The sequence below is a fragment of the Fructilactobacillus sp. Tb1 genome, assembly GCF_050500285.1.
Lineage (GTDB): Bacteria > Bacillota > Bacilli > Lactobacillales > Lactobacillaceae > Fructilactobacillus.
In genome coordinates this window covers 1,282,301-1,306,368 of sequence record NZ_CP191377.1, presented here as the reverse complement: position 1 = coordinate 1,306,368, position 24,068 = coordinate 1,282,301, and the positions used below count along the sequence as shown (strand labels likewise).

Genomic DNA, 24,068 nt, shown 5'->3' with positions numbered 1-24,068 from the left:
TTCTGTTATCCCCCATTATTTATTTCAAATTATCGTAAATTAACTTAAAACCAGTCTTAGTTGCATAGTCCCGAACTTCATTTCGAGCTTTTGCAAAATTAACACTTTTAGTAATGATTTTTCCATCTGGTAAGGCTAATCCAACCCAGAAAAATCCAGCTGGATGACCTTCAAGACTATCTGGCCCTGCAACTCCAGTAAAGGAAACCCCAATGTCAGTCTTCAATTTATTTTTTGCATTTTTAGCCATGTATTCAGCAGTTTCAGCAGAAACTACCCCGTGTTCTTTGATAATATCCGCTGGAATTGAAAGAAGTGATTCTTTGGCATCAGCTGAATATGTGACAAATCCGCCAGGAAAGACTTCGGAAGCACCAGAAACATTCCCAATCCGACTTTGGAACATTCCACTCGTCAATGATTCAGCAGCAGTCACTGTCAATTTCTTTTGTTTCAATAAATTAACCACTACTTTTTCTAGTGAGTTATTATCACCGTAACCGTAGAAATATTGACCAACAATTGCTAACACTTGTTTTTCCATATCATCAAGTAAGGTCTTGATTTCAGCTTTTGTTTCCCCACTCGCAGTAATTCGAAGGGTAACTTCATTACGTTTAGCATACGTTGCTAAAGTTGGATTAGTTTGATTATCAATTAGGTCTTTCAAATCTTTTTCTAATTCAGTTTCACCAATTCCAAAGAAACGAAGTACACGTGAATCAATCAATGAACTTCCATTAGTCAATTCAGCCAACTTAGGCATGGCAAAATTAGTAAACATGTATTGCATTTCGACTGGTGGTCCAGGTAATACCAAGTAATCACAGGCATCTGTCTTTAAAAACATTCCAACAGCAAAACCTTTTTCATTTGGTAAAACTTCTGCACCTTCGATGTATTTGGCCATCATATCAGCATTGCTGGGTTTACCTAAAGCATAAGTAGCATAAAAATCATTAATTTTCTTTAATGCCTTTTGATCCGTTACTAAATCAAGTCCTAAATGTTGGGCAAGAGAAATCTTAGTAATGTCATCTTCAGTGGGTCCAAGTCCACCAGTTAAAACAACTAAATCACTTCGACTTTCAGCTAAACTAATAGTTGATTCTAAGCGATCGTAGTTATCCCCAACAGTATCTTTAAAATAAACATCAATTCCTAAATTAGCTAATCGTCTCGCAATAAATGGAGCGCTAGTATCGATGATTTCACCAAGGAGAATTTCTGTTCCAACAGTAATTATTTCAGCATTCATTATTAATTATCTCCTTAATCAGAATGAGTCGGCAAAAACTTTACGGTTTTTGTAAAAGTATTCAATTCCTGAGTACACAGCAGCAACTAATGAAATATATAAACAAATTTGTCCCATTGGAATGCTTAAGTTAGCAAAGAAAACATTATTCAATAATAAAATAATTACAGTAATCATTTCGAAGAATGTTTTAACTTTACCAGACCAAGCGGCTGCAATAACTTCACCATCGTTTTCCATAATAATTAGACGTAATCCAGTCACTGCAAGTTCACGACATACAATAATGGCTGCAATCCAGGCTGCAACATTTTCACTACCAGTTCCAACTAACATAATAAAGGCAGTCATAACTAACATTTTATCAGCTAATGGATCAGCAAATTTACCAAAATTAGTTACTAAATGTTGACGACGAGCAATTTGACCATCAGCAAAATCAGTCAATGAAGCGATGATGAATACTAAAGCTGCTAATAATTGGGCAACTGGAATCAAAGTTCCGACTACATCAACACTGCCTAAGTTCATTGGAACAGCCAATAAAAATAAGAAAATTGGAATCAATATAATTCTGAACATGGTTAATTTATTTGGTAAATTCATAATAATTTTCCCCTCTTAATCATAAACAAGAAAAAACGATCCATTTTCACAGATCGTTAATTTCTAGTAAACCTACTTGTTATCACTAAACTTAAGGTTCATGTCTCTTTGTGTTGCACTTTGACCTTGGGCAGGTGCTGACATCACAATTGCTTTATCATTTAATTTAACGCTTGAAACAGGTGCATTAGTCAATGAAATATTAACTTCCTTAGTGTCTTTAGGAAGTTCAACTGAGTGACCCATTGCAGCTGTTAAAGTTCCAGCCCATACTTGATTGCCATTAACCTTCACGACTGCATTTGAAGTTTGAGTAGCAGCTAAATCTAATTTTGAAGTTGCATTACCAGTTGCAACTGTAAAATCAGAAGGACTGTTTTTAACGGCTTCAATCTTAGTTTCACCTTGTTTAAGGGTGTTTTTCTTAGTTGTTTTCTTCTTAGTAGTCTTCTTTTTAGCATCATCATTAGATACCGTAACTTTTGAGTTTGCTGGTGCTGAACTACTACTGTCATTGTGTGTCTTAGCAACCGCAAAACCAACTACCACTAACACAACCACTACAATGGCCACAATAATTCCAATTGGGAGGTACTTACGCATATCTAACTTGGGTTTATCGTCTCGAGCAGATGATTCTTCGGCTGAAGGTCTCACTGCCCGTGAAGCTGTTGGTGCTTGGTTTTCCACTGGTTGAGCATTTGATTTAACTTCTCCAGGAGTATTTTCTTCTGGTATGTATTGATTAATAAACTTGTCACCGTCTAAGCCAACTGCATTAGCAAAAGACTTAACAAAAGCTCGTACATAAAATTTACCAGGTAAGGCATCAAAATCGTTGTTTTCAATGGCAACTAAGTATTTCTTTTGAATCTTAGTGTCTTTTTGAACAGCATCGATTGAAAGTCCAGCTTTTTCTCTGGCAGAGCTAAGTTCTTTCCCAATGTTTACTTTGGGGTTTAAATTTTCTTCTGTCATTTCTTCAACTCCAATTCATTTAATTACTGTCAGTATATCACAATGAAACCAGAAAATAATTGAGATTATATTAATTAATGATGTTTCTCGTTGTTTTACTATTGTGAAAAAAGTTTTTTGCATTCTGCATAATTTCATGAAAAGTTAATTCCTTAATGATTTCAACTTCATCGTAAACATTAGTAAAATCATTTAAACGATCACCCATTTGATTGGCAATTCCAGAAATAGAATCCATCAGAGCAAAATGATCTCCGATTTCCTCGTTTTTAATTAATTCAAATTGATTCTTAATTTTATCTGGATTTTCAAGACAACTTTTTATTTCAGTTAAAATTGCATCACAAAATTGGTCTGTTTGGTTAGTATCTGCCGCAAAAATCAAAAATTGATATCCTGCTTCAATATCAAAATCAAATCCAAATGAATCATTAATAATTTGGTCGTCATATAAACGTTGATAGATATCAGAATCCTCTGAAAAAATTAATTCCAAAAACATGCCTACTGATAATTCATAACGGGAAAATGCTTTTCCAGTGACATTCGTTTGCGGTCCTCGAATTCCTAATCCAACTTTAGATGTCGACAAATCCATAATTGTTTCTTTATATGGAATGACTTCCGATTTTTCAATTTCTTGATTTACTAGACTTTTTAATTCGCTAATATCCGTATTTTCATTAGCATCCGCAAAATGATCTTCTAAGGCTTTAAGTACCTCGTTAGGATCAATATTACCTACAACTACTAAAGACATGTTATTTGGCACATAATATTGCTTATAAGTAGCATACAATTCTTCAGTAGTAATTTGTGCAATTGATGTAACGCTTCCAGCAATATCAAAGTTTAAAGGAGATTGACTATATAGATTAGCGATTGTATCAAAATAAATTCTAGAACTAGGATCATCTTGATACATCATAATTTCTTGACCAATAATTCCTTGTTCTTTTTTGATCTTTTGTTCATCAAAATAAGGATTTTCAACTAAATCTAACAGTGTTTTAAAGTTTTCTGAAAAATCATTTGTAGCAGAAAACAAATAACTAGTTTGATTAAAGCTCGTAAATGCGTTATTTTCAGCACCATATTTAGCAAACAAATCACTACTATCATAGTTTTTCTTATCAAACAATTTATGTTCCATAAAATGAGCAATTCCAGCTGGTAACTGCTTTATCTCACCATTATCTCTAATTAAAGTATTAATGGCACCAAAATCAGTTGTTAAAATAGCATAAGTAGAATTAAACTTTGGTTTTGGATTAATAATTACTTTTAACCCATTGTTAAGGGTGGCTTGATAAACAGTCTCATCAAATTGATCATATTTAATTTTGTTCATTGCTTTCCCCTTTCAACAAAAAGACCGCTTGCAAATCAAGTTTTTGTGCTACTTTTGCTACATCTGCCTTGGTAATTGATTTTAAACTAGCAATCCAATCTGCTTTAGTAACGAAATTATTAACTAAAGCTTTAACGAAGACATCATTTAATGATTTACGTTCACTATCAAATTTAGTTAGATATCCTGAAATTAGTGAAGTCTTAATTTTTTCTAATTGACTGTCAGCATAATCTCCATCAATCAATTTTTGAATTTGTTGTTTAATCATAATTTGAACGTTTTCTGCTTGATCTCCATCAATTCCACTTTGAATCATTAAAAATCCCATAGTAGAGTTGAAACTACTGGAAATATAATATGCGAGACTTTGCTTTTCTCGGATATTTAAAAACATCAATGAAGAAGCTGAACCACCTAAAAGTGAGTTCATTACAATTGCAGCATAATAATCATCAGATTTTAAATTCACTGGAAAATGATACATCAAATCCAACTGAGATTGTTTTTGAACTGCATTTTCTACTTTATAGGTAATTTCTTGATGATCATAATTTTCATTCATTCCCACCGTTAGGTCATGACGAGCTGAAAAATTAAAATAATTTTTAATGGTAGTAATTTGTTGTGCCGCTAGGTTACCCTGAACTGAAATATAAACATTATCATCATTAAGCATTGAGTGATAATAATTGGCTACCCGTTCAGGGGTAACTTGCGCTAAATCTTCAACGTTTCCAAAAACTAATTTGGCATTCATTGGATCATTTGCGAAATACATTTTTTTAGTTTGACGAGCTGCATAATATTTTTTGTTATCACTTAAATTATGCAAATAATCTACTAAATTATCCCGCTGTAATTCAAATGGTTCAGTTGGATAACTACCATCAATTAAGTATGGATGAAAAATCATTTCTTCTAGGAATTCACAAATTTGCTGAATTAAATTGATTTTACCACCTAAAAATTGATCATTAATAAATGTAATTACAATTCGTAAAGCAACGACATCCCCCACCTTGAAAACGTTAGTTCCAAAACGAGCCCCATATAACTCCGCTAATTTACGTGCAACTTTTAATTTTGAATTATATTTTGCACTATAATTTTCCATCATTTCAGCAACCATCGTTCTTTCAACTAGGTTGTCTTCTGCTAATGGTTCAATAAAATCAATTGAGATTGCCACATTTTTAAATTTATTCTGATTTTCGAAGTTAAATTGAACTCCTGAAGTTAATTCTTGGTGCATTTTATCCTCCAAAATAAAAAATTCCTTAGATTTTACTCTAAGGAATTTTTGTCATTACTTAAATACGTGTTTAAGTTTAGTCCAGAAACCTTCTTTTTGTTCTTTGATTTGCATCAAAGGTACAGTTTCGCCTAGAATTCTTCTAGCAATGTTACGGTATCCTTGAGAAGCAGGATTATCTGGATTTAATACAATTGGTTCACCATGATTTGAAGTTGCAATAACTTGGTCATCATCAATGACAATTCCGAGTAATTTAACACCTAAATGATGAGTAATTTCAGAAACATCCATCACGTCACCGTTGTCCATCATATTAGGACGGATACGGTTAATTACCAAACGTGGAGCTTCTTTCATTGGATGTTTTTCAAGTAAGCCAACAATTCGATCAGCATCACGAACAGCTGAAATTTCAGGTGTTGTAACAATGATGGCACAATCAGCCCCTGCAATTGAATTTAAAAATCCTTGTTCAATTCCGGCAGGACAGTCAATTAGTACGTAGTCAAATTGTGGTTTTAATTCATCAACAATCTTCTTAACTTCAGCTTCTGTCAATGCATTTTTATCTGTATTTTGAGCAGCTGGAAGTAAGTAAAAATTGTCACCAAATCTTTTATCTTTAACAAGTGCTTTATTTAAGTTAACTCGTTGTTTTGCAACATCAACAATGTCATACATAATTCTGTTATCAAGTCCAAGGACAACATCAAGATTACGAAGACCAATATCAAGATCCATTAAACAAACTTTTTTGCCCATTAACGCTAAGGCAGTACCAATATTGGCAGAAGTAGTAGTTTTACCAACTCCACCTTTACCAGAAGTAATTACGATGGCTTCACCCATTGTTACATTCCTCCAATTCTGCTAAAGAACTTAGGACTGATTTCTTTAATGTTATCTAAATTACTATATGAAATAGAATGTAATCCATTAACATAAACAACTGTTCTAAGATCTTCGGAAATTTCTTCTCTTTTATCTGCAATAATTTCGATTTGTTCTCCAAGTCTAACTTGTTGGGCATTATGAAAATTACCAACTGCTAGCTTAGATTCATCAACTGGAAATCCAACCTGGACAATTCCTTCAACTTGACCCATGCAGAACAGATTACCATTAGTAATCAATTCTCCACCCTTGTGAATCTTACCTAAAAATAAAACATCACCCTTTATTTTTAGATTTTGTCCATTCCGTATGGTTTGTTCAATAATTGTAACGCGATTTTCATCACGTAAATGATAAGCTTCATCATTTGACATAACATTTGCCACAAACTGATTGATTACAAGGTTTTCTTTCTTATTAACTATATCACGTAATACTTGTTTTTGTTCAACTGAAAAGACGCGGTTACCAGTAGCAATATCAAAATGCATCCCTTTTTCAGCAGAATAATCTTTACTTTGACCTAAACGATTTATTAAATCAGTAAACTCATTTTTTATATCTTCAAAACTAGCGGAATCATTTAGAATGATTTCAAATCCATTCTGGTTTCCTTTTAATACAACACTCTTCATAACAGTCAGCTCCTATTGTCTGTACTTATCAAATAACAAACTGATAGGGAAATAGAGAAGCAGAAAAATCACTAGGTTTAGTAATAAAGTGGGTCCAAATGCATACGCAAAAAAGTGAACTCCTGAAAAATAAACTAAATGACTCATTCTTCCACCAATATACCCTAACACAAGCACAATGATAATATCGATTAAATAGATCATAGTGGAACCATAAATATTCTCATCAACGTATTCCAATATTAGCTTTGTGACAAGAATTACAACTGGAAAAATAACCGTATAAATCCCCAAAACACCAATATAGTAGGAATCATACAATAATCCAATTCCAAAAGCCCACCAATAAAGATGCAGATTCTGGTTAGGATCACTAAATAAAACGGTATAAATTAGCCATGTAATTGTTAAATAAGGAACCATTGGAAATTTTCCAGCCAATATAAATGGAAAGACATGCATTAATGTTCCTTCAAGATAAAAAGAAATAAATAAGCCAATGATAAAGAGCAATCGTTGTTTAGATTTTTTCAACATAATACTCTCAACTCCTACTATTCTTTTCCAATTACAGTTACAACATCAATGTTACGGGTATCTGCGGCTGGTTTAATGTTAATTTGTTCAGAAGTACCATCTGAGGCACTAGAAACACCAGTAACAGTTCCAACGTATAATCCTTTAGGTGTAACTCCACCCAGTCCATTGGTCATAACTTTGGCACCTTTTTTGATTTTATCTTTAGCAGTTAAACTACCCATTTCTAGTTCATCATTTCCGTTATTGTAACCAGAAATCAATCCATTCAGCATGGTTTTCTTACCTTGAACTTGAACAGAGAAATGGCTAGCTGAATCCCCACTATCTGTAATTAATTCAACTTTACTATTAGTTTTATTAACTTCAATAACTCGTCCAATCAATCCCTTATCAACAATTACAGACATATTTTTTGCTATTCCAGCACTAGAACCCTTATTGATAATGATTTGTTGTTGCCAGTTAGATGGAGTTCTAGAAAGAACTGCAGCATTAATTTTATTGTATCCAGTTAAAGTTTTACCAATATTTAATTGTTTCTTTAAAGCCGCATTTTCACTACTTAAAGCTTCATTGCGAACTTCAGTTGATTGAATTTTACGTACTTTTGATTTTAAATAATCATTTTCATGGTAAGTATTGATTAGATTACCCATCGAACCAAATAACTTGCTAGTTCCATTAAGTGGTACAGCAATCACTCGATCTCCTAATCCAGCAACATCATTACCAATTGTTTGAATGAAAATTGGGGTAGAACGATTGTTTCTAATAGCAGCTGTCCCACCAATTAATCCGACACTTGCCACTAAGCAAACTACAAAGATAACTAAGTTTCGGCTAGAAAAAAACTTATGCATAACACTCTCCCAATAAAATAATAAAACAAATAAGCGGGTCTCCCCGCTTACTTAGAATTATTTTTTCTTCATTACTTCAATACTCTTAAGTGATTCACCAGTACCTTTAGCAACACAATCCAATGGATCTTGTGCAACAGTAACTGGTACTTGAGTAGCTTCAGCGATAACTTCGTCAAGATTCTTAATTAAGGCACCACCACCAGTTAAAACGATACCATGGTCAACAACATCAGCAGAAATTTCTGGAGTAGTTGCTTCAAGAGTATCCTTAATTGCACTAATGATTTCTAGTAAATCTTCATGAATGGCAATGGCAACATCTTCAGCAGTAACTTCAGTTGATTTTGGTAAACCAGTTAATAAGTCACGACCACGAACTGTTTCTGATTGCATTTCTTTAGATTTTTCAATTGAAGCAGAACCAACTTCCATCTTCAATTTTTCGGCACTAGGTAGACCAATTAGAAGGTTATAGTTTTTACGAATATATGAAACGATAGCTTCATTTAGTTTGTCACCGGCCATTCGTACTGAACGTGATGAAACGATACCACCAAGAGAAATAGTTGCAACATCAGTAGTACCACCACCCATATCTACAACCATACTTCCAGTTGGGTTCATAACTGGAAGACCTGCACCGATAGCTGCGGCAAATGGTTCTTCAATAACGTATGCATCACGTGCACCAGCTACTCGAGTAGCATCAATCACAGCACGTTTTTCTACGGTAGTAATTCCACTAGGAACACTAACCATTACGTAAGGTTTGTAGCCACGGCCACCAAGAGCTTTTTCTATGTAATATTTAAGCATTGATACAGTTGTATCATAATCAGCAATTACACCATCACGCATTGGACGAATAACTTCGATACTTGCTGGTGCTCTACCAATCATAGCTTGAGCTTCATTACCAACAGCGACAATATCACCTGTTTTAGTATTTTTAGCTACAACTGATGGTTCGCGAAGGACAATCCCTTTTCCATCAACGTATACTAATGTATTTGCAGTACCTAAATCGATACCAATATTTTTATTTCCTAAACCTAACAAAACGTTCATCCCTTTATATTTAATTATTTTTGATTTTTATATTAATAGGTTAAGTATAACATAATGTTCATTTATTTAAGCTAAATTTCTGAAAGCAAAAGTTTAGCTTTTTATTAATTTTCCAACAAATATTTTCTCACTTCAGAAATAAATAGTAAAGAACCCGTAATTACGATTAATTTTTGCTTATCATTGTAATTTTGTAGCTCTAATTCACTAATAAGTTCCATCCAATTAGCAGCATATTTAACCTTACTTTCATCTACAAAACTAAAATCAGCTACTTTGCGATTCTCATCTGGAACAAATGACGTTAAATATAAATTAACATTTGGCATACTTTCTAAAATGTCTAGCATTTGTTGGTATTGTTTGTCAGCAAAAACTGCCATTACTAAATCAATTTGACGATTAGCATAATCAGATAAGCTCTCTTTCAAACTTTTAATTGCTGGCACATTATGAGCCCCATCAATAATTGTTAGCGGGTTGGAGTTAATAACCTCCATTCTACCAATCCATTTAGTCTGTTGAATTTCAGCTTTAATTACGGCCTTAACTTCTTTATCCTTCAACTTAAATTCTAATTTATTTAGCTTAGTAAACGCTGCAATGGCAATTCCAGCATCTTCCATTTCAAATTTTCCAAGCATATTAGTTTTAATTCGAAAAATGTCCATCCGCAAACTAGAAAAATCAAAATGATGTTGATTATCAATTTTAACCGTATAATCTTTTCCCATAATAGTTAATGGACTGCTTTTAGTAGCTGCGACTGTTTCAACTTCAGCTAATGCTTTACTAGGTAATTTACCAACAATGGTTGGGGTATTGGGCTTAATAATGCCAGCTTTAGTATGCGCAATCTTAGTAATTGTATTACCTAATAACTTCATATGATCCATTCCAATCGTTGTAATAATTGTCATAATTGAATTATCATCGACGTTAGTTGAATCAGTCTCTCCACCAATTCCAGCTTCAACAATCGCCAAATCAAGTTTTTGTTGGGCAAAGTAGAGATACATTAAAGCCGTTAAAACTTCAAATTCTGATGGACCCATTTCAGCATTGGTATCATCAATTTCATCAACTATTGGTTTAACTTGATTCACAATTGCTAATAGGTCAGCATCGGGAATTGGTTGCCCATTGATACTAATTCGTTCATTAAAACGAATCATAAATGGAGAGGTAAACGTCCCCACTCGTTTACCAATTCCTTGAAGCATATTTAAGAGATATGCGACCACAGACCCCTTTCCGTTAGTCCCAACAACGTGGACAGATTTTACTTCATGTTGTGGATTGCCTAATTTTGCTAATAAATTTAAAATGCGTTTTTGTGTCGTTTCTTTGCGTAACCGTGGCCGTGAGTGAATGTAACTCACTGCTTCTTCGTATGTTTTTAACATTATTACCTCTCAAAAAAAGCCCAGCTGTTCAGCTAGGCTTTTTTATTTTTATTTTGCAATTGCAGCTTTAATATCTGCTAAACGTTTCTTAGTAGCAGTTAATTTATTTTCGTTATCAGCTTGTTTAGCTTTTTCTTCAGCAACAACCTTTTCAGGAGCATTATTAACAAATTTTTCGTTTGCTAATTTACGTTTGGCACGTTCCACTTCTGATTCAAACTTCTTAACTTCTTTTTCAAGTCGAGCAGCTTCATCATTTAAATCAATTAGTTCAGCTAATGGAATACTAATTTCAGCATCAGTGATTACTGAAGTCATTGATAAATCAGGAACTTCAACATCAGCACCAATTTCAAGTTTACTTGGGTGACCAAAACGATCAATGTATTCACGGTTTGATTCAAGCACATCTTTAAGTTCAGGATTAGTAGTCTTAACTAAAATATCAACTGGACTACCTAATGGAGCATTTGCTTCGGCACGAATATTACGAACCGCTTTAATTACTTCAATTAGGCTTTCCATGTCTGATTCTGCTTTATCATCAATAAAATCTTCGTTTACAACTGGATATTTAGCAGTAACTAAAGTTTCACCAACATGAGGCATTGATAACCAGATTTTTTCAGTAACAAATGGCATAACTGGATGTAAAAGACGGAGGAATTGGTCAAGGACATAAGCAAGTACGTTTCGTGTCTTAGATTTAGCCTTTTCATCATCACCAGTAAGAATTTCCTTACTCATTTCGATGTACCAATCACAGAAGTCATTCCAGATGAAGTCGTATAAAGTACGGTTAGCTTCACCAAAGTTGTACTTATCAAAGTTATCAGTAACACGTTCAATAGTTTTATTCAAACGTGAAAGAATCCATTTATCTGATAAGTTCAATTCTGATTCAACTGGAACTGTCGGAGCATCCATATCACCTAAGTTCATGATTACGTAACGGCTAGCATTCCAAATTTTGTTAACAAATTTCCATGAGGCATCAACTTTATCGTAACTGAATCGTTCATCTTGTCCTGGAGTAGTTCCAGTAGATAATGACCAACGTAAGGCGTCAGCACCATATTTAGCAATAACGTCCATTGGATCAATCCCATTACCAAGTGATTTACTCATCTTACGACCTTGTTCATCACGAATAAGCCCATGAAGTAAGACATCCTTGAATGGACGGCGACCAGTGAAGTGTAAACTTTGGAAAATCATTCTTGAAATCCAGAAGAATACTAAATCATCACCAGTAACTAAAGTAGATGTTGGGAAGTAACGATCAAAGTCACCATCTTTTTCATCATCTGGCCAACCCATCGTAGTAAATGGCCATAAACCTGATGAGAACCAAGTATCTAGCACATCAGGATCTTGTTCCCAGTTTTCTGGATCTTTAGGCGCTTCTTCACCAACATACATTTCTCCAGTTTCTTTGTTGTACCAAGCTGGAATTTGGTGACCCCACCATAATTGACGTGAGATACACCAATCATGAACATCTTCCATCCATTGATCAAAGATGTGTTCATAACGTTTTGGTACAAAGTTAACTGCATCATCAGTCTTTTGGTTTTCCAAAGCTGCTTGAGCAAGTGGTTTCATCTTAACAAACCATTGAGTTGAAAGACGTGATTCAACTTGAACCCCAGTTCTTTCTGAATGACCAACGGCATGAACAATTGGATCAACTCGGAGCATGTAACCTTGATCTTCAAGATCTTTAACCATGGCTTTACGAGCATCAAAACGATCTAATCCTTCGTATTTACCAGCATTAGCGTTCATTGAAGCATCATCATTCATAGTATCGATTTGTTCAAGATCATGACGTTGCCCAACTTTAAAGTCATTAGGATCATGGGCTGGAGTGATTTTAACCATTCCAGTACCAAATTCGATATCAACATAATGATCAGCAATAATTGGAATTTCACGGTTAACAAGTGGAACGATAACTTTCTTACCAACTAATTCTTTGTAACGGTCATCACTAGGGTTAACGGCAACGGCAGTATCACCAAACATTGTTTCTGGACGAGTAGTGGCAATTTCAATGTAATCTTTCCCATTGAAAGTTGTCCCATCCGCAAACATGTATTTAACATGGTAGAAAGCGCCCTTGTCGTCTTTATGTTCAACTTCGATATCTGACAAAGCAGTTCTTGCTTGGGGATCCCAGTTTATGATGTATTTAGCACGATAAATTAAGCCTTGATTGTATAAATCAACGAAAACTTTACGAACTGCTTTAGATACATTTTTATCAAGTGTGAAAGTTTCGCGACTGTAGTCTAATGAAAGACCAAGTTTAGCCCATTGTTGATGAATGGTGTCAGCAAATTCATCTTTCCATTCCCAAACTTTATCGATGAACTTTTCACGTCCTAAATCGTAACGTGAAATTCCTTGTTCACGAAGCATCGCTTCAACTTTAGCTTGTGTAGCAATTCCGGCATGATCCATACCAGGAAGCCATAAAGTATCGTAACCTTCCATCCGCTTTTGTCTGATCAACATATCTTGTAAAGTTGTGTTCCAGGCATGACCTAAATGCAACTTACCAGTAACATTTGGTGGAGGTAAAACGATTGAATATGGTTTGGCTTTCTTATCACCACTAGGCTTGAAAACTCCTTCGTCAAGCCATTTTTGGTACATCCCTTTTTCTACTTCTGTGGGATCAAATTTTGTAGACATTTCTACTTCTTTTGACATAAAATTCACCTCATTAATTAATTTAAATAAAAAAGCACCCGTCCTATAACAATAGGACGAATGCTCGCGGTACCACCTAAATTGGATGAATTTAATCATCCCAACTTAAAACGAATAACGGTCGTACCGGACATAGTTATTATTAGTTCACTATATCTGCTCACAAGCTACATTTAATTATCTTTCTGAGAATCTCTCACTACTTATTCTCTCGCTAAAAGAAAGTTTAATTAAACCTCTTGTTCAATGCATTTATATTTACAGTAATAATACTCAACAAATTAAGATTCGTCAACTATCAATTCTGATTTTAGAGTAATTCTGCAAAAACGTCTTTTTGGGCATTTAAGTAATCATCACCAACGTGAATCTTAGTTACTTTGATTCCTTCAAGGGCATCCTTCATCAAACCTTCAACATCAATGTTCTTTTCGAATTTAAGTGTCTTATCTAAGTCAGGCTTAGTTTTTGGTGATGGTGGAGTAAAAATCGTACAACAATCTTCAAATGGCATAATTGAAAGATCATAAGTATCAATATCACGCGCAATCTTGATGATTTCAGTCTTATCAAATGAAAGTAATGGACGTAATACTGGTAATGAAGTAACTTCATTGATTACACGCATACTTTCGATAGTTTGTGAGGCAACTTGACCTAATGATTCACCAGTGAAGACCCCGTTACAATGACGATCTAAAGTAATCGCAGCTGCTAAACGAAGCATCATCCGACGTTGAATTGTCATCAAGTAACCTTCTGGAACCTTTTCTTTGATGTCTTCTTGAACTTTAGTAAAAGGAACTTCGATAAAGTCAATCGTACCACCAAAAGCAGTTAGCTTAGCAGTTAAGTCTTTAGCTTTTGCAAGTGCTTGTTGACTAGTATATGGAGGACTGAAGAAATGAATCATATCAATCTTAACTCCACGTTTCATTCCCATGTAAGCAGCAACTGGAGAATCAATTCCTCCAGAAAGCATCATAGTAGCACGTCCACCAGTACCAACTGGTAAGCCTAAAGCACCTTGGATAGTAACACTTGATAAATAAATTCCAGTCAAACGAACATCTACTCGAAGTTCTATATCTGGATTCTTCATTTTTACGTTAATTCCATCGATGTTATCTAGAACATAGCCACCAATTCCATTATCAACACCATAAGTGTTTAATGGATAAGCTTTGTTTTGTCGATTAGTGGAAACTTTAAAAGTTTGTCCTTCTTCAAATTGGTCACTAATCATTTGAACTGCGGTTTGTTGTAATTCTTCAATAGTTGCGTCTTTATCAAGACGAACTACTGGTGAAAAAGTTTCGATACCGAAAACTTTACTCAATGCATCCATCACAGGTTCAGCTGCTTGACCGTGTAATAACACATGTAACCGATCATGCTGAGCTAAAACTTCAATTCCATCAAAACCACTTAAAACATCACGTACGTTATGTCCTAATTGGCGGATGAAATCTTTTTTATTTTTACCTTTAGTTGAAAGTTCACCGTAGCGAACCATAATTTCACTATATTCCAAATTTTCACTTCTTTTCTATATCAAAACTGACTAACTTAATTTTTTAAATTGATCATATAACTTATCGAAGACTTTGTTAAACTCATCAGCTTCAGATAATTTATTATGATCGCCTAATGAAACACGAACTGCACTTTTTGCAACTTCTTGTGGAATTCCCATTGCATCTAGTGTACCAGATGTAACACCCTTTTTAGAAGAGCAAGCACTGGTAGTTGAGATGTAAATGCCTTCTTTTTCAAAAGCATGTACGATAGTTTCACCTTTCACACCGGTAATTGCAAAGCAAAGAATATGGGGAGCAAAATGATCATTTAATTGTGAGAAAACTTCAACTTTATCAAATTGACTGATGTGGTTATAAATTTTTTCACGAATGGCTTGTTCTTCAGCAATACTTTTAGCTTCATTATCTTTGATGATACGAACTGCTTTAGACATTCCCACAATAGCAGGAAGATTTTCGGTACCACTACGTTGACCGCGTTCTTGTCCACCACCATCCATCAAAGGACTAAGTTTACGACCATTCTTTCCGTAGATAAATCCAATTCCGCGTGGTGCATGAAATTTATGACCTGAGAACGTAACGAAATCAACTCGATCATTAAAAATCAAGTCATGAATTCCCTTAGCCATTCCTTGAACAGCATCCACATGGAAATGAATCTTAGGATATTTTTTCAATACTTCTGCAACTTCATCAAGTGGCTGAATTGATCCAACTTCATTATTAACGGCCATAATTGACACTAAAATGGTATCGGGACGAATGGCAGCTTCAAGATCCTTAGCAGAAACTCGACCTTCAGCATCTACTGGTAGATAAGTAACATCAAATCCTAAAGATTCTAATGCTGCAGCTGAATTTTTAACCGCTGCATGTTCAATTGAGGTAGTAATAATATGTTTCCCATATTCACGTTTGGCCATTGCTGTTCCTTTGACTACCCAGTTATCCCCTTCAGTACCACCACTAGTAAAGTAAATTTCAGCTGGTTGTACTCCTAGAATATCAGCAATTTGTTTCCGTGATTGTTGCAACAAATTGAATGACTTTTCCCCAAAATTATGCAAACTTGAAGGATTCCCCCAGTAATTTTCACTAACTTTTTGATAAGTATTTAAAACATCATCATCAACTTTAGTAGTTGCACTATTATCAAAATAAATCATAGTTCCTCCCATTAGAAAACGAAACCAGGTCGAAAATAATCGGCCTGGTTAATTATTATTTTTTAAGATTTTTAGCTTTATTTGCATAGTAACGATCTTCAATTCGTTTATATGCTCCTGGTTCTACTTTATCTATTGCATTCGCCATAGTTGACAAACTATCGCCATATTTAAACTTATGATCAAATAAATCTTTTGCTTTATTCAAAGCAGTATCAATTTCTGGAACGTTACCAACATAACGATTAGCATATTGCATTACTTGTTCAGCTAAAATTGATTGATCAATTAAATCATCAGTTTTTTCTTGTAAAGTATTACGATCAGACTTAATTTGTTCTAATTGTTTTTTTACGTCATCCATACTGATTTTAACTTTGTTCATAGTCGAATCTAAATGTTTAATTTCATCCGCTACAATTCCAAAGTAATCACTATAATCATCAGCAATTCCAGGAAGGTTTAAGTTTTCAATTTTACGTTCAATTGCATGTAATTCAGTACTTAAATCACTTAAATCCTGATGTGCTTCTTTTTCTTCATCACTAAATTCAGAGATTGAATCGTTCAAGGCCATTTGTTTCTTTTCAATCGTAGTTAATTCAGTTTTGAAATCTTTGATATTGGTAGCAATTTCAGTATAAACTGCATGTCCATTATTAATATCATTCAAATCAGCTTCATGTTCTTTACCGATTTTGTTTATTTTAACACCAAGTTGTTTTGTAGTGTCAATTTCACCATGTTCTAATGAATAATTATGACTTAACTGTTCAAGTTCTTCATCTAGTGACTTATTTTGATAGTATGCATGCTCAATAAATTTACCAGTTTGTTGAATGTTTTTTTCAACAAAAGTGCGGGCTTTTAGTTGGGCTTCCATTTTGTCGTATAAATCATTAATCCGACTTTCAATTTCATCATCACTATCTTTAACGAATTTAACATCTAGATTGCGAATACTAGTAAGATTATCATTTACAGATTGACGTAATTCTGTAAGCGTAACGGTAAAGTCATCATTATCAAATGCATAACCTTCACCACGCATTTGTTGGTAAGTATCGTTAATTTCATTAATTTGATTGTTAAACTTAGTATGGTTCGCTTGATATAAAGCTGGAATTTCCTTAACAACCGTTTCTAAATCAATAGTTGCCTGATTTAAATCAACTAATATTTTTTCAGCATTTGTATGATCACCCTTAGCCGTTAGACTAGAAAAATCATCAAATGTTTTTTCAATTTCAGACAAGTGTCCTTCTAATGCATCTAAAGCTGGTCCAAACTCGCTATTCTTAGTTAAAAGAATTTTGCGTAATTGCTTGTAGCGCTTTTCTAAGTCAGAAACGGCTTCTTTATGTTCTTTTTCCAATTTAGCAGTTTCATCTAATACGCTCTGGATATGATCTAAGCCAGTCGCAATTTCTTCAATCTTAGTTTCTGCTTCATCAGATAAATCTCGAGTTTTTAGAAAATTAATTCCATTTGAACTGGTTTTAATCTCATCTAAAAGACTAACTAACTTAGGCAAATCATCTTTAGTGATGTTCTCAAAACTAGTGTAAGTTTCATTGATTTTCTCAAGTGAATCACCAATTAATCCCAATTCCTTAACTTTTGTAAAATCTTCATCTAACTTTAAGTTTTTAAAGTTAGTAACCTCATTTTGCATTTTATCTGCTAACTTCAAAAGATGTTTTTGGTAAACAACAATTGAGATATAAATAATTGCAATAATTACAACAATACCAATAATTGCATTAAGCATGCTATCCGCCCTTTTTATAATTTAATATGTATATGGTGCTATATTTTGAATTATAACATAAAATCAGACCCTATTTCCTTACTTTCCGCAAATATATTACTGATTTCATTGACTTTTAAGCATTATTCACGATATAATATATTTTGTGTAAAATAATGCAGCAGTACACGGTAAGCTCGTCAACATGTTCTTGCTATTAAGTTAGTCTAATTAGTAACCCACAGCTGCTGAGGTGAAAGTTCTGAGGAATATGCACGAATACTAAGTGTGCAACGTTTATTTTACTCCAAAAAATTTATTGGAGGATTCAATTATGTCAAGATATACAGGTCCAAGCTGGAGAATTTCTCGTCGTCTTGGTATTTCATTATCAGGTACTGGTAAAGAATTACAACGTCGTCCTTACGCTCCTGGTGTTCACGGTCAAGGCCGTCGCCAAAAACTTTCAGAATACGGTGTTCAATTACGTGAAAAGCAAAAAATGCGTTACATGTATGGACTTACTGAACGTCAATTCTACGCTCTTTTCTTAAAGGCTGGTAAAATTCGTGAAGGTAAACATGGTGATAACTTCGAAATCAAACTTGAACAACGTTTAGATAACATTGTTTACCGTTTAGGTTTAGCAACTACTCGTCGTCAAGCACGTCAATTAGTTAACCATGGTCACATCACTGTTGATGGTCAACGTGTTGATATTCCATCATACGATGTTAAACCTGGTCAAGTTATTGCTGTTCGTGAAAAGTCAAAAAACATGACTATCATTACTGAAGCTGTTGAAGCCGTTGTTAGCCGTCCTGCTTACGTATCATTTGATGCAGATAAGCTTGAAGGTACATTAACTCGTCTTCCACAACCAGATGAATTGAATGCAAACATCGATACTTCATTAGTTGTTGAATACTACAACCGTTAATATTAAGTATCTAAAAAAAGCGATCTCGTATGAGACCGCTTTTTTGTATGCTCTTTTTTATTAATGTTACAATTAAATTATTAAAATTAAGGAGTATCAATAAAATGACTGTTGAAAATGAAAATGTTCAAAACCGTTTAGATCAGGCAATGAATGGTGGCACTCCCAAAATAAATCCTGATGAGCAACGGCGTTACTTAGGAACTTTTAGAGAACGGGTTGCCCTGGCAATTAAAAATTCAGAGGTCTATCAACCTGCTGCAATTGCAGCAGTAGAAAAACTAATTCAATCAGATAATTCCCTAACAATTATTATTAATGGAAATATCCCCTCTTCTCAACAAAGTCCTTATATTAAAATTGCAACTAAAAACAATGCCAAGTTTACGTTAACTACTGATAAAATTTATGGAACCAACCCAAATGATTATGCAGTTGTCGTAGCTGCCAAAACTGCAATCAACGAACCTGATGTTGCTTTTCATGAACCAGTTACCGAAACAAATGCTCCGGATGAACCAAAAAAATCATTCTGGCAAAAATTATTTAACAAATAGAAAGGACTAATATGCAAAAACCATTAGCATATCGCATGCGACCAAAAAAGGTTGATGAAATTGTCGGACAACAAGATTTAGTTGGTCCTGGCAAAATCATTCAACGAATGGTTCAAGCTAAAATGCTATCTTCCATGATTCTCTATGGTCCACCTGGTACTGGTAAAACTAGTATTGCAAGTGCCATTGCTGGATCTACCAAGTATGCATTTCGCATTTTGAATGCTGCAACTGATACTAAAAAAGATTTACAAATTGTCGCTGAAGAAGCCAAAATGAGCGGAACTGTTGTTTTACTTTTAGATGAAATTCATCGACTAGATAAAACCAAACAAGATTTCCTGTTACCGCTCCTCGAAAGTGGCCAAATTATCTTAATTGGGGCAACTACTGAAAACCCCTATATTAATATCAGTCCTGCTATCCGTTCCAGAACCCAAATTTTCCAAGTTAACCCCCTTTCAAGTGACGATATTAAAATAGCCGTTGAAAGAGCATTGCACGATAAAGAAAATGGACTCGGTAATTTAAACGTAAAAATTGCCCCTGAAGCTATGAACTTTCTCACCCATAGTACCAACGGAGATTTACGAAGTGCTTTAAACGCACTTGAATTAGCCGTTAAATCTACTAAACCAGTTGATGGGGTAATTCATGTTTCTTTAAAAGATATCGAATCCTGTTTACAACGGAAGGCCTTAACTCAGGATAAAAATGGTGACGCACATTACAACGTTATTTCTGCGTTACAAAAATCTATTCGTGGTTCGGATGTTAATGCCGCCCTTCATTATGCCGCTCGTTTAATTGAAGCTGGTGATTTAAACTCCCTTACTCGTCGTTTAATGGTGATTGCTTATGAAGATATTGGCTTAGCCAATCCAGCAGCTTGTGCCAGAATGGTTACTGCTGTCCAAGCAGCTGATCGATTAGGTTTACCAGAAGGACAAATTCCCTTATCCAATGCAATTATTGAATTATGTTTATCACCTAAATCAAACTCAGCCTACGTCGCAATGAATGAAGCAGTAGCTGACGTTAAAACTGGTAATTATGGTGAAATTCCTAAATCAATGCGCGATGCTCACTATAAAGGAGCGGAAAAATTAGGAGTTGTTGGTTATAAATACCCCCATGATTATCCTAATGATTGGGTGGCCCAACAATATCTACCAGATAAAATTAAAGATGCTAAATATTATCATCCAAAAGAAAACGGTAAATTTGAAACAGCCTTGTCGCAACAATATGATAGGCTCAATAAAGCAAATGAAGGAGTTCAAAATGGCCATTAAAGTATTAGTAATTCTTTTTTCAGCCCTACTATTTGGAAATGGAATTTACTTTTTAAAACATACTAAAACACCATTTCTCATGTTTAATCCCCAAAATAACGTTACATTGAGCAAAATCTTAAAATATAGCGGTATCATTTTAATTATCGTTGCCATAATTGGTTTTGCTGCTGCCCTAACTAATAGTCTAATTTTAATTATAATTACTTTAATTTTAGGATGCATTTGCTGTGTTATTCCAGAATTATTAATTATGCAATTTATCAATAAATAATTGGAATTTTAATTTGTTAAGACTACAATTAAGTAAATAAAACAATGAGGTGATTACTATGTTACAAGAATACCGTAATATTTTAGTTCCAGTTGATGGTTCATATGGTGCTGAATTAGCATTCAAAAAAGCCGTTGCCGTTGCTAAAAGAAATAAAGCATATCTTCACATCGTTCATGTTATTGATACTAGAACTTTCCAAGATATCTCAAGCTTTGATACGTCAATTGTTAGCGAAGTAACGGAAAAAACTAAAAATACGCTTGAAAAGTATGTTGCTGAAGCCCAAGCTAGTGGTTTAGAAAACGTTGATTATTCAATTGAATATGGTGCTCCCAAAACTATTATTGCTAAAGAACTTCCAGAACAACTTGGAACTGATTTAATTATGATTGGTGCTACTGGTTTAAATGCAGTTGCACGTTTATTGGTAGGATCAGTTACGGAATATGTAACTAGAACTGCTAAAACGGATGTCTTAGTGGTTAGAACTAACTTAAAGAATCAATTAATCAATCCTAAAGAATCAAAAAAGAAAATCAATTAATTAACTGACTTAACTTTTGAAAATTGCTGTACGAATATAGACCTTGAATTTGATTGGCTTGGTCATAATATTTGGCAGCTTTTTCTTTTTGGTTTAAATTAGCGAAACAGTCACCCTTTAATTCATATAAATCATGTAAACAATAAAATGAACGATACTGTTTCAATCTAGTTATAAGTAAATTAATTTCAGTTAATGCTTGATCAAAATCGGCTGATTTATTAATCATAATTACTAATGATAATCCAAATCTAATTGCAGAATAAAAATCACGTGCTTCAGATTTCTTATTTAAGCATAGATGTAAAGATTTAATCGCAAAATTCAAATAATATCTAGTTTGTTGCTGCAATTCAATTTGGTAATACGCTAAAGCTAAGCCTAAATACGACCAACCAATTGTTAGCTGGTTATCACGTGTCTGATGTTTATCAATTATAGACTGAAATTTACTAATAGCTGCATCTTGATTGTTATTAACAAATAAATCAATATATCCACTACTACATTTAAATCGGGCAATTAAATTTGTCGTATCTAAATTTTCTTTTTTGATTTTATTTAATCGATTTTGTGCCTTTGTAAAATTATGTGTTAATAAATTTTTTTCAATCTGAATTAGCTTTTTTTCACCATAACGATAATGACAATCATTTTCTAAATCGTTCAAATCTAAGCGTAATTTTTCAAAGATTTGTGGTACAATTTCCCATGATTTGAAACATCCTTTATTCTCTAAAGTACTAATTGTAGCTTGGGTACAAAGTCCTTTTGCTAACTCTACTTGTGACATATGAAGGTCTTCACGACGCCCCTTTACTATCATGCCAAGCTTACGGGCCATTGTTTTCGATGGAAAGATAATCATAAATATATTTCTCCTATTATTTTTGTAAAATAGTCATATATTTTTATACGACTAAAGATTATGATGTATATTAATTGCATAGTCAATTAATTTTCTATAACTATTTAGTTATCAATGTATAAATACGTAAAAATCAATATAATTTTTCCCGGAAAATAAAAAAAGATTGAACTAATTAAAGTTCAATCTTTTTTATCTACTATTTATTATTTTCAGCAACAACATCCGCAATTCGTTGTGCATAATCATTACTTTCTGCTTGAGTTGGCGCTTCCACCATCACACGAAGTAATGGTTCAGTTCCACTAGGTCTTACTAAAATGCGTCCATCGCCGTTCATTTCAGTTTCAACTTTAGCAATAATATCTTTAACTGGTTGTGGATCCATAGCATGTTTCTTATCTTTAACTGTTACATTAATTAAACTTTGGGGGTACTTAGTAACTTCATCTGCTAGTTCTGATAGTTTCTTACCAGTTTCTTTCATGATTGACATTAATTGGATACTAGTTAACATTCCATCACCAGTAGTTCCAAAGTCTAAAAAGACGATATGTCCAGATTGTTCCCCACCTAAGTTGTAACCGTGTTTGTTCATTTCTTCAACAACATAACGGTCACCAACTTTAGTTTTGACACTCTTCATACCATGGGCTTCCATTGCTTTGTACATACCAAGATTACTCATAACAGTAGTAACAATTGTGTCATGTTTCAAGCGACCATGTTCATCCATGTATTTACCACAAATGTACATAATCTTATCACCATCAACTAAGTTACCTTTTTCATCAACCGCGATACAACGATCACCATCGCCATCAAAAGCAATTCCTAATTGGGAACCATTTTCAACAACCATTTTTTGTAATTGTTCTGGATGAGTAGAACCGACATTATCATTAATATTAATTCCATTCGGAGTAGTGGCCATCGTTTTGAAATCAAGACCTAAGTCAGCGTATAACCGTGGCATTAAAGCACTTGTAGCCCCATTAGCTGCATCAACGGACACTTTGATTCCTTCTAAGTTATCAGGAATACTTTGTGCCAAGAAGTGAAGGTACTTTTGACCAGCTTCGTTGTAAGCAGCAGCTGTTCCTAATCCCTTAGCAGAAGGACGTGGTAAATCATCGACATCACTTTCTAACATTTTTTCAATGTCTTCTTCAATATCATCTGATAACTTATAACCATCACCACCAAAGAATTTGATTCCATTATATTCAGCAGGATTATGTGAGGCAGTAATCATGACCCCTGCATCCGCATTTTGGTCACGAACTAAATATGCAACTCCTGGAGTAGTAACAATTCCAAGGCGAATTACCTCAATTCCAACGGATAACATTCCAGCAACCAATGCGTCTTCTAACATTTGTCCTGAAATTCGTGTATCACGGGAAACCAAAACACGGGGTTGGTGATCTTCAGCACTCCGTTTAGTTAATGCATAGCCACCAGCACGTCCAGCACGAAAAGCTAGTTCAGGGGTTAGTTCTTTATTAGCAACTCCACGAATTCCATCAGTTCCAAAATATTTCATAATTTT

General features: G+C 34.1%; 22 protein-coding genes and 1 other annotated feature. Of the genes, 5 read left to right on the top strand and 17 right to left on the bottom strand.

Annotated features, from left to right (window positions below; translation table 11 throughout):
- Nucleotides 1-19 precede the first annotated feature (19 nt).
- The 15 genes from ACQW5G_RS06705 to ezrA form a co-directional block, all read right to left on the bottom strand.
- Nucleotides 20-1,258: a competence/damage-inducible protein A gene (locus tag ACQW5G_RS06705; protein WP_429970700.1), complete on the bottom strand. Its 1,239-nt coding sequence runs from the start codon at nucleotides 1,256-1,258 to the stop codon at nucleotides 20-22.
- 18 nt (nucleotides 1,259-1,276) lie between these two features.
- Nucleotides 1,277-1,864 carry a CDP-diacylglycerol--glycerol-3-phosphate 3-phosphatidyltransferase gene (pgsA, locus tag ACQW5G_RS06700; RefSeq protein ID WP_429970699.1) on the bottom strand — a complete coding sequence of 196 codons (588 nt, stop codon included), beginning with the start codon at nucleotides 1,862-1,864 and terminating at the stop codon, nucleotides 1,277-1,279.
- Between the two features lie 72 nt (nucleotides 1,865-1,936).
- Nucleotides 1,937-2,842: a helix-turn-helix domain-containing protein gene (locus tag ACQW5G_RS06695; protein WP_429970698.1), complete on the bottom strand. Its 906-nt coding sequence runs from the start codon at nucleotides 2,840-2,842 to the stop codon at nucleotides 1,937-1,939.
- A gap of 70 nt (nucleotides 2,843-2,912) precedes the next feature.
- Nucleotides 2,913-4,193 carry an EF-P 5-aminopentanol modification-associated protein YfmH gene (gene yfmH, locus ACQW5G_RS06690; protein ID WP_429970697.1) on the bottom strand — a complete coding sequence of 427 codons (1,281 nt, stop codon included), beginning with the start codon at nucleotides 4,191-4,193 and terminating at the stop codon, nucleotides 2,913-2,915.
- Entirely contained in the window at nucleotides 4,180-5,448 is a 1,269-nt protein-coding gene (gene yfmF / locus ACQW5G_RS06685; protein ID WP_429970696.1) for an EF-P 5-aminopentanol modification-associated protein YfmF, read from the bottom strand. Before yfmF ends, yfmH begins: the two co-directional genes overlap by 14 nt.
- Before the next feature lie 54 nt (nucleotides 5,449-5,502).
- Nucleotides 5,503-6,300, bottom strand: coding sequence for a septum site-determining protein MinD (minD, locus tag ACQW5G_RS06680; RefSeq protein ID WP_429970695.1), 798 nt, complete (start codon nucleotides 6,298-6,300; stop codon nucleotides 5,503-5,505).
- A gap of 2 nt (nucleotides 6,301-6,302) precedes the next feature.
- Complete coding sequence (locus tag ACQW5G_RS06675; protein WP_429970694.1) at nucleotides 6,303-6,980, bottom strand: septum site-determining protein MinC; 678 nt, start codon at nucleotides 6,978-6,980, stop codon at nucleotides 6,303-6,305.
- Nucleotides 6,981-6,992: 12 nt separating this feature from the next.
- The gene (gene mreD / locus ACQW5G_RS06670; protein WP_429970693.1) at nucleotides 6,993-7,517 is read right to left on the bottom strand and encodes a rod shape-determining protein MreD; all 525 of its coding nucleotides are present in this window, start codon (nucleotides 7,515-7,517) and stop codon (nucleotides 6,993-6,995) included.
- 17 nt (nucleotides 7,518-7,534) lie between these two features.
- A complete protein-coding gene (gene mreC, locus ACQW5G_RS06665; RefSeq protein WP_429970692.1) occupies nucleotides 7,535-8,380 on the bottom strand; it encodes a rod shape-determining protein MreC in 846 nt (281 codons plus the stop codon).
- Between the two features lie 57 nt (nucleotides 8,381-8,437).
- Complete coding sequence (locus ACQW5G_RS06660) at nucleotides 8,438-9,442, bottom strand: rod shape-determining protein (RefSeq protein WP_429970691.1); 1,005 nt, start codon at nucleotides 9,440-9,442, stop codon at nucleotides 8,438-8,440.
- A 113-nt stretch (nucleotides 9,443-9,555) separates the two neighbouring features.
- Nucleotides 9,556-10,857, bottom strand: coding sequence for a bifunctional folylpolyglutamate synthase/dihydrofolate synthase (locus ACQW5G_RS06655; RefSeq protein WP_429970690.1), 1,302 nt, complete (start codon nucleotides 10,855-10,857; stop codon nucleotides 9,556-9,558).
- Nucleotides 10,858-10,905: 48 nt separating this feature from the next.
- Nucleotides 10,906-13,575 (bottom strand): valine--tRNA ligase, encoded by a 2,670-nt coding sequence (locus ACQW5G_RS06650; RefSeq protein ID WP_429970689.1) that lies wholly within the window; start codon nucleotides 13,573-13,575, stop codon nucleotides 10,906-10,908.
- Between the two features lie 49 nt (nucleotides 13,576-13,624).
- Nucleotides 13,625-13,831, bottom strand: a binding site (T-box leader).
- 54 nt (nucleotides 13,832-13,885) lie between these two features.
- Nucleotides 13,886-15,109, bottom strand: coding sequence for a tRNA uracil 4-sulfurtransferase ThiI (gene thiI / locus ACQW5G_RS06645; RefSeq protein ID WP_429970688.1), 1,224 nt, complete (start codon nucleotides 15,107-15,109; stop codon nucleotides 13,886-13,888).
- Between the two features lie 30 nt (nucleotides 15,110-15,139).
- Nucleotides 15,140-16,285, bottom strand: coding sequence for a cysteine desulfurase family protein (locus tag ACQW5G_RS06640; protein WP_429970687.1), 1,146 nt, complete (start codon nucleotides 16,283-16,285; stop codon nucleotides 15,140-15,142).
- Nucleotides 16,286-16,340: 55 nt separating this feature from the next.
- Complete coding sequence (ezrA, locus tag ACQW5G_RS06635; RefSeq protein WP_429970686.1) at nucleotides 16,341-18,056, bottom strand: septation ring formation regulator EzrA; 1,716 nt, start codon at nucleotides 18,054-18,056, stop codon at nucleotides 16,341-16,343.
- A 313-nt stretch (nucleotides 18,057-18,369) separates the two neighbouring features.
- On the opposite strand from ezrA, the gene rpsD reads away from it, so the two are divergent.
- The 5 genes from rpsD (at nucleotide 18,370) to ACQW5G_RS06610 (ending at nucleotide 21,648) form a co-directional block, all read left to right on the top strand.
- On the top strand, nucleotides 18,370-18,975 hold the full coding sequence (gene rpsD / locus ACQW5G_RS06630; protein ID WP_429970685.1) for a 30S ribosomal protein S4: 606 nt from the start codon (nucleotides 18,370-18,372) through the stop codon (nucleotides 18,973-18,975).
- A 104-nt stretch (nucleotides 18,976-19,079) separates the two neighbouring features.
- Complete coding sequence (locus ACQW5G_RS06625; protein ID WP_429970684.1) at nucleotides 19,080-19,532, top strand: YueI family protein; 453 nt, start codon at nucleotides 19,080-19,082, stop codon at nucleotides 19,530-19,532.
- Nucleotides 19,533-19,543: 11 nt separating this feature from the next.
- Complete coding sequence (locus ACQW5G_RS06620) at nucleotides 19,544-20,827, top strand: replication-associated recombination protein A (protein WP_429970683.1); 1,284 nt, start codon at nucleotides 19,544-19,546, stop codon at nucleotides 20,825-20,827.
- The gene (locus tag ACQW5G_RS06615; protein WP_429970682.1) at nucleotides 20,817-21,101 is read left to right on the top strand and encodes a hypothetical protein; all 285 of its coding nucleotides are present in this window, start codon (nucleotides 20,817-20,819) and stop codon (nucleotides 21,099-21,101) included. The genes ACQW5G_RS06620 and ACQW5G_RS06615 overlap by 11 nt, the downstream gene beginning before the upstream one ends.
- A 58-nt stretch (nucleotides 21,102-21,159) precedes the next feature.
- Complete coding sequence (locus tag ACQW5G_RS06610; RefSeq protein ID WP_429970681.1) at nucleotides 21,160-21,648, top strand: universal stress protein; 489 nt, start codon at nucleotides 21,160-21,162, stop codon at nucleotides 21,646-21,648.
- Here the strand turns inward: ACQW5G_RS06610 and ACQW5G_RS06605 are convergent.
- Nucleotides 21,641-22,516 (bottom strand): helix-turn-helix transcriptional regulator, encoded by an 876-nt coding sequence (locus ACQW5G_RS06605; RefSeq protein ID WP_429970680.1) that lies wholly within the window; start codon nucleotides 22,514-22,516, stop codon nucleotides 21,641-21,643. The genes ACQW5G_RS06610 and ACQW5G_RS06605 overlap by 8 nt on opposite strands.
- Nucleotides 22,517-22,715: 199 nt before the next feature.
- The gene (glmM, locus tag ACQW5G_RS06600; protein WP_429970679.1) at nucleotides 22,716-24,062 is read right to left on the bottom strand and encodes a phosphoglucosamine mutase; all 1,347 of its coding nucleotides are present in this window, start codon (nucleotides 24,060-24,062) and stop codon (nucleotides 22,716-22,718) included.
- Between the last annotated feature and the right edge of the window lie 6 nt (nucleotides 24,063-24,068).

What these genes read in the sequence shown, in the direction of transcription:
- ACQW5G_RS06705 (WP_429970700.1), bottom strand. Translation starts at nt 1,258, where the DNA reads ATGAATGCTGAAATAATTACTGTTGGAACAGAAATTCTCCTTGGTGAA.
- pgsA (WP_429970699.1), bottom strand. Translation starts at nt 1,864, where the DNA reads ATGAATTTACCAAATAAATTAACCATGTTCAGAATTATATTGATTCCA.
- ACQW5G_RS06695 (WP_429970698.1), bottom strand. Translation starts at nt 2,842, where the DNA reads ATGACAGAAGAAAATTTAAACCCCAAAGTAAACATTGGGAAAGAACTT.
- yfmH (WP_429970697.1), bottom strand. Translation starts at nt 4,193, where the DNA reads ATGAACAAAATTAAATATGATCAATTTGATGAGACTGTTTATCAAGCC.
- yfmF (WP_429970696.1), bottom strand. Translation starts at nt 5,448, where the DNA reads ATGCACCAAGAATTAACTTCAGGAGTTCAATTTAACTTCGAAAATCAG.
- minD (WP_429970695.1), bottom strand. Translation starts at nt 6,300, where the DNA reads ATGGGTGAAGCCATCGTAATTACTTCTGGTAAAGGTGGAGTTGGTAAA.
- ACQW5G_RS06675 (WP_429970694.1), bottom strand. Translation starts at nt 6,980, where the DNA reads ATGAAGAGTGTTGTATTAAAAGGAAACCAGAATGGATTTGAAATCATT.
- mreD (WP_429970693.1), bottom strand. Translation starts at nt 7,517, where the DNA reads ATGTTGAAAAAATCTAAACAACGATTGCTCTTTATCATTGGCTTATTT.
- mreC (WP_429970692.1), bottom strand. Translation starts at nt 8,380, where the DNA reads ATGCATAAGTTTTTTTCTAGCCGAAACTTAGTTATCTTTGTAGTTTGC.
- ACQW5G_RS06655 (WP_429970690.1), bottom strand. Translation starts at nt 10,857, where the DNA reads ATGTTAAAAACATACGAAGAAGCAGTGAGTTACATTCACTCACGGCCA.
- ACQW5G_RS06650 (WP_429970689.1), bottom strand. Translation starts at nt 13,575, where the DNA reads ATGTCAAAAGAAGTAGAAATGTCTACAAAATTTGATCCCACAGAAGTA.
- ACQW5G_RS06640 (WP_429970687.1), bottom strand. Translation starts at nt 16,285, where the DNA reads ATGATTTATTTTGATAATAGTGCAACTACTAAAGTTGATGATGATGTT.
- ezrA (WP_429970686.1), bottom strand. Translation starts at nt 18,056, where the DNA reads ATGCTTAATGCAATTATTGGTATTGTTGTAATTATTGCAATTATTTAT.
- rpsD (WP_429970685.1), top strand. Translation starts at nt 18,370, where the DNA reads ATGTCAAGATATACAGGTCCAAGCTGGAGAATTTCTCGTCGTCTTGGT.
- ACQW5G_RS06625 (WP_429970684.1), top strand. Translation starts at nt 19,080, where the DNA reads ATGACTGTTGAAAATGAAAATGTTCAAAACCGTTTAGATCAGGCAATG.
- ACQW5G_RS06620 (WP_429970683.1), top strand. Translation starts at nt 19,544, where the DNA reads ATGCAAAAACCATTAGCATATCGCATGCGACCAAAAAAGGTTGATGAA.
- ACQW5G_RS06615 (WP_429970682.1), top strand. Translation starts at nt 20,817, where the DNA reads ATGGCCATTAAAGTATTAGTAATTCTTTTTTCAGCCCTACTATTTGGA.
- ACQW5G_RS06610 (WP_429970681.1), top strand. Translation starts at nt 21,160, where the DNA reads ATGTTACAAGAATACCGTAATATTTTAGTTCCAGTTGATGGTTCATAT.
- ACQW5G_RS06605 (WP_429970680.1), bottom strand. Translation starts at nt 22,516, where the DNA reads ATGATTATCTTTCCATCGAAAACAATGGCCCGTAAGCTTGGCATGATA.
- glmM (WP_429970679.1), bottom strand. Translation starts at nt 24,062, where the DNA reads ATGAAATATTTTGGAACTGATGGAATTCGTGGAGTTGCTAATAAAGAA.